The 14,931-nt window shown below is 32.3% G+C and carries 14 protein-coding genes; 8 read left to right on the forward strand and 6 right to left on the reverse strand.

The annotated features are described in order from the left end of the window. Window positions 1-855 carry a substrate-binding domain-containing protein gene (locus LY08_RS05050; RefSeq protein ID WP_111659365.1) on the forward strand — a complete coding sequence of 285 codons (855 nt, stop codon included), beginning with the start codon at window positions 1-3 and terminating at the stop codon, window positions 853-855. 216 nt (window positions 856-1,071) lie between these two features. Here the strand turns inward: LY08_RS05050 and ung are convergent, their stop codons facing one another. Next, on the reverse strand, window positions 1,072-1,737 hold the full coding sequence (gene ung, locus LY08_RS05055) for a uracil-DNA glycosylase (RefSeq protein ID WP_111659366.1): 666 nt from the start codon (window positions 1,735-1,737) through the stop codon (window positions 1,072-1,074). 94 nt (window positions 1,738-1,831) lie between these two features. Between ung and LY08_RS05060 the strand changes: the two genes are divergently transcribed. The 7 genes from LY08_RS05060 to LY08_RS05090 all read left to right on the forward strand — a co-directional run bounded on the left by LY08_RS05060 (window position 1,832) and on the right by LY08_RS05090 (window position 8,932). Further along, window positions 1,832-2,344, forward strand: coding sequence for a GNAT family N-acetyltransferase (locus LY08_RS05060; RefSeq protein WP_111659367.1), 513 nt, complete (start codon window positions 1,832-1,834; stop codon window positions 2,342-2,344). A 2-nt stretch (window positions 2,345-2,346) separates the two neighbouring features. After that, window positions 2,347-3,840: a YfcC family protein gene (locus LY08_RS05065; RefSeq protein WP_111659368.1), complete on the forward strand. Its 1,494-nt coding sequence runs from the start codon at window positions 2,347-2,349 to the stop codon at window positions 3,838-3,840. Between the two features lie 99 nt (window positions 3,841-3,939). Further along, the gene (locus LY08_RS05070) at window positions 3,940-4,539 is read left to right on the forward strand and encodes a SatD family protein (protein ID WP_111659369.1); all 600 of its coding nucleotides are present in this window, start codon (window positions 3,940-3,942) and stop codon (window positions 4,537-4,539) included. After that, entirely contained in the window at window positions 4,536-5,246 is a 711-nt protein-coding gene (locus LY08_RS05075; RefSeq protein ID WP_111659370.1) for a DUF3307 domain-containing protein, read from the forward strand. The genes LY08_RS05070 and LY08_RS05075 overlap by 4 nt, the downstream gene beginning before the upstream one ends. A 51-nt stretch (window positions 5,247-5,297) precedes the next feature. Further along, the gene (locus tag LY08_RS05080; RefSeq protein WP_146603198.1) at window positions 5,298-5,918 is read left to right on the forward strand and encodes a hypothetical protein; all 621 of its coding nucleotides are present in this window, start codon (window positions 5,298-5,300) and stop codon (window positions 5,916-5,918) included. Window positions 5,919-6,014: 96 nt separating this feature from the next. Then, window positions 6,015-8,183, forward strand: coding sequence for an endonuclease MutS2 (locus LY08_RS05085; RefSeq protein WP_111659372.1), 2,169 nt, complete (start codon window positions 6,015-6,017; stop codon window positions 8,181-8,183). A 329-nt stretch (window positions 8,184-8,512) separates the two neighbouring features. Then, complete coding sequence (locus LY08_RS05090) at window positions 8,513-8,932, forward strand: thiol-disulfide oxidoreductase DCC family protein (RefSeq protein WP_111659373.1); 420 nt, start codon at window positions 8,513-8,515, stop codon at window positions 8,930-8,932. A gap of 243 nt (window positions 8,933-9,175) precedes the next feature. Here LY08_RS05090 and LY08_RS05095 read toward each other — a convergent pair whose 3' ends face one another. From LY08_RS05095 to LY08_RS05115, 5 genes are all read right to left on the reverse strand, one after another. Beyond that, window positions 9,176-10,333: a flavohemoglobin expression-modulating QEGLA motif protein gene (locus LY08_RS05095; protein WP_111659374.1), complete on the reverse strand. Its 1,158-nt coding sequence runs from the start codon at window positions 10,331-10,333 to the stop codon at window positions 9,176-9,178. Beyond that, a complete protein-coding gene (locus LY08_RS05100; protein WP_111659375.1) occupies window positions 10,333-11,160 on the reverse strand; it encodes an N-formylglutamate amidohydrolase in 828 nt (275 codons plus the stop codon). The genes LY08_RS05095 and LY08_RS05100 overlap by 1 nt, the downstream gene beginning before the upstream one ends. 1 nt (window position 11,161) lies before the next feature. Further along, window positions 11,162-12,325 carry a sulfurtransferase gene (locus LY08_RS05105; protein WP_111659376.1) on the reverse strand — a complete coding sequence of 388 codons (1,164 nt, stop codon included), beginning with the start codon at window positions 12,323-12,325 and terminating at the stop codon, window positions 11,162-11,164. 29 nt (window positions 12,326-12,354) lie between these two features. Then, window positions 12,355-13,395 (reverse strand): glutathione synthase, encoded by a 1,041-nt coding sequence (gshB, locus tag LY08_RS05110; RefSeq protein ID WP_111659377.1) that lies wholly within the window; start codon window positions 13,393-13,395, stop codon window positions 12,355-12,357. Between the two features lie 175 nt (window positions 13,396-13,570). Next, window positions 13,571-14,887: a dicarboxylate/amino acid:cation symporter gene (locus LY08_RS05115; protein WP_111659378.1), complete on the reverse strand. Its 1,317-nt coding sequence runs from the start codon at window positions 14,885-14,887 to the stop codon at window positions 13,571-13,573. Window positions 14,888-14,931: the final 44 nt, after the last annotated feature.

Genomic DNA, 14,931 nt, shown 5'->3' on the forward strand with positions numbered 1-14,931 from the left:
ATGAAGCAGATTAATATTGGTGGTGTACCAGAACATTTCAATTTAGCTTGGTATTTAGGTTTAAAAAATGGCGAATACAAAGAGGAAGGTATTAACTTACGTTGGAAAGACTATTTTGGAGGCACAGGTGCTATGTGTAAAGGGTTGCGTAATGGAGATATCGATATGGCTGTTATTTTAACAGAAGGTATTGTTAAAGATATTATTGCAGGTAATAAATCTAAAATTGTTCAAATATTTGTTGAAACTCCTCTAATTTGGGGAATACACGTCGCAGCAAAATCTTCTTACCAAACCATTAACGACTTAAAAGGAACCAAAGCAGCTATTAGTAGATATGGTTCTGGATCTCATTTAATGGCTTATATTAATGCTGAAAATAATGGTTGGGATATTAAAAAAGATTTAGTTTTTGAAGTTATTAAAAACTTAGATGGTGCTGTAGAAGGTTTGACCGAAGGAAAAGCCGATTATTTCATGTGGGAAAAGTTTACCACAAAGCCTTTAGTTGATAATGGTACGTTTAGACGTGTTGGTAATTGTCCTTCCGCTTGGCCTTGCTTTGTAATTGCTGTAAGAGAAGAATTTTTAAAAACCAATAAAGAGGATGTAAAAACTATTTTAAACATAGTTAATAGCACTACTGCTGAGTTTAAAGATATTCCAAGTATAGATCGTATGATTGCAAATCGTTACGAGCAAGAAATTGAAGATGTACAAGAGTGGTTAAGTTTAACAGAATGGTCGCAAGAAAACATCTCTAAACAAACCATAAAAAAAGTGCAAGACGAGTTGTTTGCACTTAATATTATACCAGAAAAATGGGAGTATAAAGATTTGGTTTTTGATTTGTAAACAAACTCCTCTTTCTTCCAAATTTTGCAAATTTGAATTTCATTCTCCTCTTTAACCAAAGAGGAGAGCACTAAAAATCAAATGTCTTACTAAACTTTTAAAATTTAACTAAAATCAACCTCGCAAATGCTCCTCTCTTTAGCTAAAGAGAGGTGGGTTTTTCGAAGAAAAAGTCGGAGAGTTTGACCTAAAACACATAGTTGTTTTAATTAGTAACTACCAATCAACCCCTTTCAACCCATTGTCCTCCAATAATTTATTAGTTTGACTAAAATGCCTATTCCCAAACCAATACCCACGATTTGCGCTTAAAGGCGAAGGATGTCCAGATTCCAAAATATGATGTTTAGTGCCATCAATCAACTTTGCTTTTTTCTTAGCAAATCCTCCCCAAAGTAAAAACACAACATTGTCTTTTTGTTCACTTATTGTTTTAATAACAGAATCAGTAAAGGTTTCCCAACCTTTTTTTTGATGACTACCAGCTTCATGAGCTCTAACGGTTAATGTCGCATTTAATAAAAATACACCTTGTGTTGCCCAACGCTCTAAATTTCCGCTTGACGGATAAGATATGCCTAAATCGGTTTCTATCTCTTTAAAAATATTAATTAAAGATGGTGGGTGTGCAACTCCATCATTTACACTAAAACACAACCCATTGGCTTGGTCGTAGTTATGATAAGGATCTTGACCAATAATGACCACTTTTAAATCGTCTAATGGACATTTTTCAAAAGCATTAAAAATTAAATGTTCTGGCGGAAAGTATTGGTGTTGTTTGTATTCTGAGGTAACAAATTGCCTAAGACTTTTAAAATAAGGTGTATCAATTTCAGCTTGTAAATGGGTTTTCCAGCTGTTATTGATATTGATGTTCATAAGTTATCCAATTATTTAAAAGAGTACTTAGCCAAGTGTTTTCTGGTATAAAAATAATACTATCTTTAAGAAATCAAATCCATTAATTTAATAAATGACCATCCTAAATTCGACTTCTAAAGATATTGAAGCCATTTTTAAGCTGTACAAAATAGCTTCCAATTATCAAAAAGCAAAGAAAACAGTAGTGGTTTGGCCAGATTTTGAACGCCAATTAGTAGAATCCGAAATCAATGAAAACAGGCAATACAAGCTTATTATTGACAATCAAATTGCATGTGTTTGGGCAATTACTTTTAAAGATGAACAAATTTGGGAAGGCAGCCAAAATGACAATGCTGTTTACATCCATCGTATTGCAACCAATCCTGACTTTAGAGGACAAAATTTTGTGTCGATAATTGTTGATTGGGCTAAACAATATGCTTTAAAAAATAAAATAGATTACATACGTTTAGACACTTTGGGTAATAATACTAAGTTAATCGATTACTATCAACAATCTGGTTTTGATTTTCTTGGCTTTTTTAATTTAAAGAACACTAAAGGCTTGCCAGACCATTACCATAACGAAACTGCTTGTTTATTTCAAATTAAACTAAACTAATCATGAAAAACCTAAAATTCCCTTCGGCACAAACCATTTTATTAATTATTGCTGGTTTAGTCACCCTACTTACCTGGTTAATTCCTGCTGGAAAATATGACACCTTAGGTTACGATAAAGAAGCGAATAGCTTCACTAGAATTGGAATGGATAACACAGAAACGCTTTCTGCAACCCAAGAGTCTTTAGATGCCTTAGCTATCAATATTCCTCTAGAAAAATTCACCAATGGAGACATTTACAAACCCATTAATATTCCAAATACGTACAAGCAACTGGAAGCCAAACCACAGGGTTTTTTTGATTTTGTAAAATCGCCAGTAAAAGGAATCATTGAAGCAGCAGATATTATTTTTCTAGTCTTAATTATAGGTGGATTAATAGGAGTTATTAATAGTACAGGTGCTTTTGATGCAGGTATTAGTTGGTTGGCAGATGTGCTAAAAGGACGTGAATTCATTTTAATTATACTAGTCACCACCTTAGTTGCTGCAGGTGGAACCACCTTTGGTTTTGCAGAAGAAACCATTGCCTTTTTCCCTATTCTTATTCCAGTGTTTTTAGCAGCAAAATATGATGCTATGGTTGGCATAGCTTGTATCTTTTTGGGCAGTTCTATTGGTACCATGTGCTCGACTATTAATCCGTTTAGTACTATTATTGCTAGTGATGCAGCAGGTATTAGTTGGACTACTGGTGTTTGGGGTCGTTTTTTCATGCTAGTAGCTTGCACTACTATAGCTATTATTTATATTATAAGATATGGTAAACGCGTTCAAAACGATCCAACCAAATCTGTAATTTACGACCAACAACAGCAAATAGTAGCTTTATTCACGCAATCAACAACCAAAATTGTAACATTCACAACGCGTTTACGCTTATCGCTATTTGTATTTACACTCTGTTTTATTGTGATGATTTATGGTGTAGTTTCACTAGAATGGTGGTTTGTAGAAATGACAGCAACCTTTTTAGTTGGAGCTATACTTATAGGTGTTATCGCAAACATAAAAGAATCTGACTTTATTGACACCTTTGTTAAAGGTGCTGGAGATTTATTAGGTGTTGCCTTAATAATTGGAATTGCACGAGGTGTAACCGTTATTATGGCAGACGGTTTAATTAGTGATACGCTACTCTATTACGCAAGTTCTGTAACCGAAGGGATGAATAAAGGTCTATTTGCAACGGTTATGACTACCCTTTACGCAGGACTCTCCTTTTTTATACCAAGTAGTTCTGGTATGGCTGTATTAACCATGCCAATTATGTCGCCTTTAGCAGATAGCGTTGGTGTTGGTAGAGAGATTGTAGTTAATGCCTATCAATATGGAATGGGATTATTCTACTTTATCAATCCAACAGGTTTAATTTTAGCATCATTAGCAGTCGTAAAAGTTGGGTTTAACAAATGGTTAAAATTTGTCATGCCATTATTTATTATTTTAATTGTTTTTACATTGGTAGTGATGACAGTTTTAAGTTATATGTAATTATCTGTTGCTAAGCAGATATTATTAATTATCGGCTTATAAGCAGATTTATTTGGATATCGTCTTTAAAACCGATATATTTATCAAAATTAAAAGACAATGGTAGCAGTTTTAACAGGAGACATTATAAATTCTAGAGAAGGAAATGTTCTGCAATGGTTAGACAAATTAAAGGCAACGCTAAACAAATACGGTCAAGCACCTCAAGAATGGGACATGTTTAGAGGTGACAGCTTTCAGTTAGTTACAGTTCCAGAAAATGCTTTAAAAGCTGCAATACATATCAAAGCAGCAATTAAAGAAAGTAAGGATTATGATGTTAGAATTGCAATAGGAATAGGTGAAGAAACCTATAAAGCTAAAAAAATAGCAGAATCTAATGGTCCAGCGTACGTCAATTCTGGTGAAGCGTTTGAGACATTAAAAAAACAAACACTTGCTATAAAATCTGGTAATCCAGAGTGGGACGAGCAGCTAAACATCATGCTAAATTTAGCTTTATTAACTGCTAATTCATGGAGTAGCACAGTTGCAAACGTAATATTAACAGTATTAGAAAACCCAACAAAAAACCAAAAGGATATCGCCAAACTATTAGGTAAATCGCAAAGCACCATTAGTGAAGCCTTAAAACGTGGAGGATACGAAGAGATGATGCAGTTAAATGCATACTATCAAAAACAAATACACAAACTATGATGTTATTGGTATTAAAATTAGTATTAGCACACGCTATTGGCGATTTTGTGTTACAACCAGACAAATGGGTTAAAGACAAAGCAGAAAAAAAGCATAGGTCAAAATATTTATACTTTCATATTTTAATTCATGCACTAGCCTTACTGGTGGTCTTGCAATTTAATGTTAGCTATTGGATAGGTATTGTTAGTATTGTCGTCTCTCATTACGTTATCGATCTTATTAAAATGAATCTTACTAAAAAAATAAACGCTAGACATTTATTTTTAATGGATCAAATGGCTCATTTACTTATTATTTTAGGGGTTACTAAATACTACACTTCCTTTACTTTGGATATGTCCATATTGTTTGGTAAAAATTCTGTTGCATTGTTTTTAGCTATAATAATGTTAACCTCAATCTCTGCAGTAATAATGCGATTAATTATGAGTCAATGGGTTATTGAAGATGAAAATGAAGACCACTCGTTAGAAAAAGCAGGAAAATACATTGGTATCCTAGAACGCTTATTTGTTTTTGGTTTTATTGTATTAAACCAGTGGAGTGCTATAGGATTATTAATTACTGCAAAATCGGTGTTTAGATTTGGTGATTTATCAAAGTCTAAAAACCGTAAACTAACCGAATATGTTTTAATAGGCACACTACTTAGCTTTGGTATTGCAATAGCTGTAGGGTTAGGATATAATTATGTTGTTAATTAACTTCATTGCTTTTGCTTAAACAAAGCCTTAATCAAACAATATTTATTGCAAATGAAACACTTTTTATTACCATTAATAATCACCTTCTTATTGCTAAATTGTGCATCTAAAAAAGAAACAAAGATTACTAATTATGATAAACATATTTATACAAGTACAATAAGTGATAGTACTAGAAATCAACTATACCTTGCGTTAAATAAATATTCCAAAGTAAAAGCTACAGATAATGTTAGGTCTCAATTAAATTTAGTTTTAAAACAATATTCAAATAAAAATAAAAAAGACACTCTTTTTATTACCTACAGATATAATAATGGAAATTGCTGGAAATTACTAGATCAAAAAAGTAATGAGCATATCAATAAAATTGTAACTAACAATTATGAAAGGATAATAAATTTTTCAAATCAATATCCTGATAGGACCTATTTAATGTTTAAACAACAAGGAACAAGACATAATAAATTAGTTAATTATAACAAATATGTCATTGAAGACACGGATAACTCGATATTTAAATTACTGTTTGAAGATAAGAAAACATGCGGAAACTCAATAATACTGTTACCAGATAATCGCTTCATATTTTTAAAAAGCGATCCTCATTTAGATATTTTAAATTTTGATAAAAACAAAATAGTTAAAATACTTAATAGTGCTAACAACTAAAATTCCGCAATCCAACCCAATTCCGTAAATTTGCTTTGCTAAGAAAAAGTAATAATTAACGCGATTGAGTTTCCTGTTAAAACAGGAATAAAAAACATGATAAATATTCACCAAAAAACATTACAAGATTTAGAATTTGCTACCGTTTTACAGCAAGTTAGCGAGTATTGTGTCACGCATTTGGGTAATTTAAAAGTACAAGAGATTACTCCTTTTAAAGACAAAGATACCTTACTAGAAGCCTTGCAATTAACTAATGAGTATGTATCGTCGTTTTATAACGATAATCGTATACCAAACCACGGATTTGACACTATTACCAAAGAGTTACAACTCCTTAAGATAGAAAACACCTATTTAGACACACATAGTCTTAAAAAAATTGTCTCTATATCTTTAACCGCAAACGAGATTGTTAAGTTTTTAAACAAGTTTGAAGAGTATTACCCAAACCTGACTTTGTTTTCTAAACGTGTAGAAGTAACTACTGCTATTATAGAAAAGATAGATGCTGTTGTGGACCGTTTTGGAGATGTTAAAGATAACGCTTCACCATTATTACAAGATTTAAGACAACAAATAAATAAGCTAAAAGGAAAGATTAACTCTAGCTTTACCTCTGCATTAAATATGTATCATAATCTAGAGTATTTGGATGATATTAGAGAATCTGTGGTCGACAATAAACGTGTATTGGCAGTAAAAGCCATGTACAGGCGAAAGGTTAAAGGTGCCATTATGGGTGGAAGTAAAACAGGAAGCATCGTGTACATCGAGCCTGAAACCACCTTACAACACAGTAGAGAACTTAATAATTTACAATACGAAGAAGGCGAAGAAGTAGTTAGAATTTTAAAAGAAGTCACTAACTTTTTACGTCAGTTTAATCCGTTAATCGAGCAATATCAGTTGTTTTTAACCGAAATGGATGTCATTTCAGCGAAAGCGAAATACGCCAAATCCATGAATGCGATATTACCAGAAATTAGTGATGATAAACGTGTGTATTTACGCGATGCTTACCATCCACTACTCTATTTAACAAATTTAGAAAAGAAAGAAAAAACCTTTCCGCAAACTATCGAGTTACATAAAGGAAGCAGAATTATAGTTATTTCGGGACCCAATGCAGGAGGGAAAAGTATTACCCTAAAAACCGTTGGCTTATTACAATTGATGCTGCAAAGTGGACTACTAATTCCTGTGCATGAACGTAGTGAGGTAAGTATTTTTGACCGTATTTTAACAGATATTGGAGACAACCAATCCATAGAAAATCATTTAAGCACCTACAGTTACCGACTGAAGCAAATGAATTATTTTTTAAAGAAGTGTAATAAAAATACGCTGTTTTTAATAGATGAATTTGGTACAGGTAGTGACCCAGAATTAGGTGGTGCTTTAGCAGAAACGTTTTTAGAAGAATTTTATGCTCGTGATGCCTATGGAATTATCACCACACATTATGCTAACTTAAAAATGCTAGCTAATGAAAAAGACGATATGATTAATGCCAATATGATGTTTGACGAGCGTACGTTAGAGCCTATGTATAAATTAGCTTTAGGTCAAGCTGGTAGTAGTTTTACGTTTGAAGTCGCACAAAAAAACGGAATTCCGTATAGCTTAATTAACAGAGCAAAAAAGAAAATAGAACGTAGCAAAGTCCGTTTTGATGCTACCATTGCTAAGCTTCAGAAGCAACGTGCTAAGTTGGAAAAAACAAGCGAGTCTTTAAAAGTCAACGAAAAGAAAAAACAATCTGAAGCTGATAAATTAGAAGAAATCAATGTAAAAATTCAGAAAAAACTGGAAAGCTATCAAGAGTTGTATGATAATAATCAACGTCTAATTTATTTAGGGCAAAAAGTTAATGATATAGCCGAAAAATACTTCAATGACAAGAAAAAACGCGAGTTGATGGCTGAGCTATTTAAATTGGTACAAATAGAAAACTCTAAACGAAAAAAGGTATCTGCAAAGCAGGCGAAAGCACAAAAAAATAAAGAAAAACAAATTAAACAAGAAGCCGAAAAAAAGGTTGAAGTTATACGTAAAAAGAAAAAAGCTGCCAAGCAAAATCCTAAAGCACCAGAACAACCAAAACCTGTACTTAAAGTCGGAGACCGAGTAAGAATGAATGATGGTCGTGCAGTTGGAAGCATTGATAAATTTGAAAAAGGCAAAGCAATTGTTAATTATGGTATGTTTACGACTAATGTAAATGTGGATTTGTTGGAGTTAGTTGAGGCAGTAAAGAAGTAAGCAGTATTCAGTATTCAGTTTGCAATCATAGTAATCAGTCACTCGTACTTATAAATAAAAATCATAGCTTAAAACATTATGCTTCTTGGAATTCCGATACAATCGGAATCATCAAAATTCAGAAATAATGAACGAAGGAATGTAGATGCGAAGCGTAGCTTCAAGCACGAAATTCCGATAGTGAATGGTGCTTCAGCAATTTCCTATATTTTGATTTGATTTTTTGGTTCGTTTTGTATCAAGACAAAATGAACATAAACCATTTTAATTTTTTGCGCACTCTTTATGTTTTAACTTTAATTTAGCAATCAAAATCGTATTTTTGTAACGTGATAAAACAACTTCCAAAAGATAAACAACTCATCCTTTTTGATGGTGTCTGCAACCTTTGCAACAGCTCTATACAATATGTTATTAAACGTGATAAAAAAAACGTTTTTATGTTTGCACCATTACAAAGTAAAGTTGGACAGCAAATCATAAATCACTACAATTTAGAAACTTCTAAAACGGATTCAATTTTATTATATTCTGAAAATAAAGGGCTAAAAATTAAATCTACTGCTGCTTTACATATTGCAAAACATCTAAGCTTTCCTAACAATATGCTTACTGTCTTTTTTATTATTCCACCATTTATCAGAAATTGGGTGTACGACTTTGTTGCTAAAAACCGTTATAAATGGTATGGAAAACAAGATGCTTGTATGATACCAACTCCAGATTTAAAAGCTAAATTTATAGATTAGTTTTACTCATTCAAAAGCTGCTTTTACTTAATGATTGGATTAGTTTACTAAATACTTGTTTTATTAACGATATAGGTACACTAATTTTAAATATGAGGTTGATATAAGCCTCAAAGTATTTAGGTTAGCTTGAGCCATACTTCTGTTAGTATGGAACAGATCAAGTTTTAGTATAAGGCATTGTCTACCCTTCTATTAACGTAGTATTTTGCTAATGGACCACATAATTACTTTGAGGCTTTCTTATTTTAAACTTTTTAAAATAAAATCGAAGTTTTTATTGGTATTATCATTGTTTAGGTAAGCATCTGTATAATATTTAGAAGGTACTGCTAAACCTAATTCTTGCATTTTTAAGATGGCATCTTTGTACTCTAAAGTAACTTTACCAGTTAATAAGACATTTAAATCTTCTCCAGATTTAGCATAATCATACACTTTTTTTAATCCGGTTAAATACAAATGATCTTTAGTAAAACCACCACCACGATGCACACGAAGTGTAATGACAAATGCTTTGTCTCGATTTAATTTGTATTGGTTATGAAGCAAATCAAAGGTTGCAGAAAAACTGTATCCTTTAGCTAAACTATTTACTGCAATTACACGATACGCCAATTCTTTTAAGCGTGTAATAGTTAAACATCCTGACATGTATTCTGAATACACAGCTAATCCTTCTTGTGTTTCGACATTATTAGGAAACCCATTAGAAAACACTTTTAATGGTTGTGCTAAGCCATTAAAGGTTGTTACCATATGCACACCAATTTCATGATTAGCTAAGACAGCTAATTGGTTTTTACTAAACTTATGATTTTTACTTAAAACTAAAGTCTGTGTGTTGTTTTGCACCATAGCTGCTGCAGAAATATTGGTGGATTTTTTGATATTGAATTTAAAATCATAACGCTTAGAATAGTCTTCAAAATAAGCAATTGCATCATCAACATTGTATAGCGGAAGCATCGTTTCTTCAAAATCGCTATCATCAAATCTTAATATAAATTTAGCGTTTTCAATATCTTTTTCAGTTGGTGTACCAAAACTTTTTAAGCTGTTAAAGTAGAATTTTCGTCCTTTACCAATGGTTTCGATACATTCTATTAAACCAGAATATTCGTAGATAATATCTTTGTATAGGGCTCTAATCTCTTCGTTTTTGATGCGTTCTAAACGTTGTGAGAAAAATAATCTATGCAACTTATATCCATTAAAACGCTGTTTAGGATACTTAAAATTTGGTTCGTAATTATATTTTGAGGCGTAAAATTGCTTTTTTTCGCTTTCAATATTTAACGGATTGATATAATTGAGTAGTTCTATTTTTTTAACCAAACGGTTTAAATTAGAATCTATATCAAATAGGTTTTGGTATTTTTTTTCTAACGTTTCTGTCATTATCTATGTGCTTTATAAAAAGCATTAGCATGTGTTACTAATCGTGTTTTTAATTGTTCCTCTACTGCTGCAACAACTTCTGGATACATATTGTAATCGTACTCATCACAATAGATTTTAGCAATTTCGGTTGCCAAAACTAAGGTATTTTTAAAGTTTTGAGTAATGAATTTTAAAAAATAACCATTCCCCTGAAAGGTGTCATTAATTTTTGAAGTACTTTGTATTCCGTGTGGTAATTCAAGCTCGCTTAAACTTTGTCGCCAGGTTTCAATATCAAGTCCAAATCGTTCATTATCAACGTTTGCAGTGCCTAAATTCCAGGTTGGCACTTCCCTATCCCAACGTTTCCAATTATAACTGTGCATATCATAAACCACACAAACACCAAATTTGGTTTCAATTGTATGTATTAGGGCTTTCACCACTTTATAAAAGTTAGCATGTTTGTCTAACGATTTTTGTTTTTGGGCTTCTGGTAAGGGGTTTTTCCAAAGTTGTTTTCCCCAAGCATCAATATAAATAGCAGTTTCTGGAGCGCGATTTAAATCATACTCAAAACGTGAATCTAATCCAGCAATTACAATAGGATGTGAAGCCACCATGTTTTTGGTTTCTGGATCTTCCTCGTACCAACGTTCATATTCGGTATGCAGACAGTTGTCCCATAGCTCTTTTCTAAACTGATGTCCATCATGCACTGCACCACAAACATAATGCACATAACTATCAATTTTTAAAGTAAACGAGTAATCATCCGATACAGCATGAAATGTTTCTTCCGCTTTTATTTTATTGATTATTTGATTGATACTTAAGCGTTGCATATTACTTTAAAATCTTCTTTAATAAGATGTAAGCCATATTTTCCATAATATCCATTTCTCCATCTGCAAAAGCCATAAGCTTTATGTCTGCAAACAAATCGGCTAAATCGTTACGATAATAATCATGGGTTTTGACCCCTTCAATTATATTTTGAATACTTTGGTAGTCATTATCCGCTTCAAACCGTTCATGTACACGTTGGTATACCTTTTTATCCACTCTAGATAAGATATAATCTTTTTCTTTTCTAGTTTCATCTAAATCTGAATGTGCTACAAATAGTAAAATGTAAGCTAATAATTCGTCTTTAGTCCATGTATTAGGTTTGTCCATAGTTGCTGTTGTTAATGTTCCGTATTCTGTCCACGATCCATCGTAAACACTATTATTATATCCTGCAATAGTTGCTGCTAAACTTAATATACAAGCAGTTATACCAGAACCACAACTAAATACTAATTGTTGATTTGGTGTAGCTAATTGATTAAAAACTACTTTTATCTCATCAGGAGATTTAAACTTATTATCATTTAAAACAGTTTCAAAAGGTAAGTTTTCAGAATTTGGTATAGTTCCAGACCGCAAGCCTTCTCTAGGTTCTGATACCAATCCATTAAATCGGTCGCTAGAACGTGCATCAATAATTTTAAAATTAGGGTCTTGAACAATCATATCTAAAGATTCAAAATAGACCACGTTATTAGGATTGTAAGTTGCTTTAAAATCTCCTTTAATATATGGTTTAGATATTATATTTTCAGTGGTGTAGCCACGTTTGGTCCATTCTGGTAGTCCACCATCTAAAACAGCAACTTGTTGATGACCAAATGTTTTAAATAACCACCAAGCACGTGGGCTAGAATACATTCCCACATTGTCATAAACAACAATAATACTATTGTTATTTAAGCCTAAATCCTGTGATGCTTGTTCAAATTGTATTTCTGAAGGAATGGTATTAGGAAATTCTGAAGACGTATTGCTAAACGTATTTTTAATGTCGAAAAAACGCGCTTTAGGAATTTGCTTATCTAATAATTTTGAAGCACTGCCAGTAACTTTTGGCAAACTTGCATCTAAAATTATGATGCGCTCATCATTTAAATGATTTTTCAGCCAATCAACTGAAACTAATTCTCCAAATCCTTCAATTGCTTTTGACATTTATTAATATTTATTTACTAGATAAGTTATCAGGCTTCATCTACTGTTTTTCGTAAACGAGAACGTCTGTTAAACGCTTCTAAATTGTCCAATACTTTACTTTCTAAAAAGTCTATAACTTTTTCTTCAACTTTATATTTGTTTTTGTAGACTTTGTTTATGTACGTAATTCCGCCTGGAGACATCACATTTACTTCCACTAATTTACCACCAATAACATCAATACCAACAAAATAGAGTCCGTCTTTAACTAGTTTAGGACCAATTTGTTTACATAATGCTTTCTCAGCTTTAGTCAATGTATGTTTTTGTACACTTCCACCAGCAGATACATTAGAACGATGATCGTCTGTTCCAGGAACACGCTTCATAGCACCTACAGGCTCGCCATTTAGTAATAAAATTCTAACATCACCTTGATCTGCTCCTTCAATATAATCTTGTAAAATCACATAATTAGAACTTCCGTCGCCAGAACTATTGATATAAAAATCTAATAATGAGTTAACGTTGCTCATTGCAGATTTTTCTATTAATATAACACCAGAACCTCCAAAACCATTTAATGGTTTTAAAATCATTTTGTCGGATTTACTTTCTTTAATTTGCTGAATTAAATACTTTTTATTTTTAGATACATGTGTATTAGGAATAATATTGCTGTGTGCATCACCAAAAGCTGCTGTATATAGTTTATTATTAGCTTCACGCATACCTTGAAGCGAATTGACAATAAACACATCATCTTTAACCGAATCTAAAAAGTTAAGCATAATTGGGTCTAAAGGCGGATTGGCTCTAAAAAATATAGCATCAAAACCAGCCAATGGAAGCATTTCTTCTCTTAACTCTGCTTTTTTATAAAACGCTTTTAAGGATGATGGTGTTTTATCCATTCTTTTAACAACAGTGCAAAATGCATTGGTTACACTATCTCTAATGGTTAAATTAGCAGGTGTGCATGTCGCAACTCCATGGTTACGTTTAACACACTCTTTTATAAGCGCTAAACTAGTATCGTTTTCTGGGTCTATATCTTCCCAAGGATACATGATAAAGCAAATATTCATAAAATTATGGTTTTGGTGGTTAGTTAATAAAGTTAGCTATTTTTTGATAAAATAGAAATGAGATTTATAAAATTAATAATAAAAGGCGTTTTACTTTTTGCACTTCGACTACGTTGAGTGTGACACTCTGTATAAGCGATTCACTTCATTTTTTATTTAAAAATGTGTTCTCTGCTTACTTAACGTTTTCATAATGATCATCCCATTCTTTAGGTTTTGGGTCGTGTAATTTGTCTAAAGACTTGGCAACAAGCATGGATACAGTAGCGTCACCAGTGACATTTACAACAGTTCTACACATGTCTAAGGGTCTATCTACTGCAAAAATAAGCGCTAAACCTATTGGCAATAATTCTGCTGGGAAACCTATTGCTTCCAATACAATTACCAACATGACCATTCCTGCACTTGGTACAGCAGCACTACCAATAGAGGCTAATAATGCAGTACCAACAATTACTAATTGATTAGTAAATGTTAAACCTTCTGGCCAAATGACTTGCATAATAAATACAGCTGCAATCCCTTGATATAAGCTGGTTCCATCCATATTTACAGTTGCACCAACAGGTAAAACAAAACCAGAAACTTCCTTATCTACACCTAAATGCTCTTCAACGCGTTCCATAGTAACTGGTAATGTTGCAGCACTACTAGAAGTAGAAAAAGCTAATAATTGAGCTGGACTAAATTGTTTTAAAAACCACAATGGTGATTTTTTAGTTACTACTTTAACTAACATTAAATAGAAACAAATCATTAAAAATAAACCTAAAACAACACAACCTGCATAGCCTAAAAGTTTAACAAGTATGGTTGTATCGTCAAAAGCAATAATCACATTTGCCATTAAAGCTAACACTGCATAAGGAGCAAATAACATAATTAAATCGACCATCTTCATGACGACTTCATTTAAAGAATCAAAGAAATCGACTAAAGGTTTTGCTTTTTTCTCTGGGATTAATAGCAAACAAATTCCGACAAACAAAGCAAAGAATATTACTTGAAGCATTGCAGGTTCTGCAAAAGACTCAAAAATATTACTCGGAAAAATATCTACTAGTGGTTGTAATGGTCCTGCTTCTTGAGTGGCTTTGGCTTCACCAATCATAACATCTGCATTACCTTGATACGTCTCTTTAATTTTTTCTATGGTTTCTTGTGGCATTCCTGCACCTGGTTTAACTATATTAACAATACTTAAACCTATAACAATAGCAACTACAGTGGTACCAATATATATACTAATGGTACGTAAACCCATAGATTTAATTTTAGAAATATCTTTTAAATCGGAGATTCCTTTAATTAAAGACGCTAAAATTAAAGGTACAGCAATAAGTTTTAAAAGGTTGATAAAAATGGTCCCAAAAGGTGCAATCCAGTCGGTTACAAAGCCTCTACCACCATCAATGGTATTCATTATAAATCCAAAGATAATTCCTAGGATCATTCCAATTATTATTTTCCAGTGTAATGCTAGTTTCATATTGTTTAATGTTTGTTTCCGCTAAAGCGAAAACACTTGTTTTA

The sequence above is a fragment of the Olleya aquimaris genome (genome assembly GCF_003259525.1).
In the GTDB taxonomy this organism is placed as follows: domain Bacteria; phylum Bacteroidota; class Bacteroidia; order Flavobacteriales; family Flavobacteriaceae; genus Olleya; species Olleya aquimaris.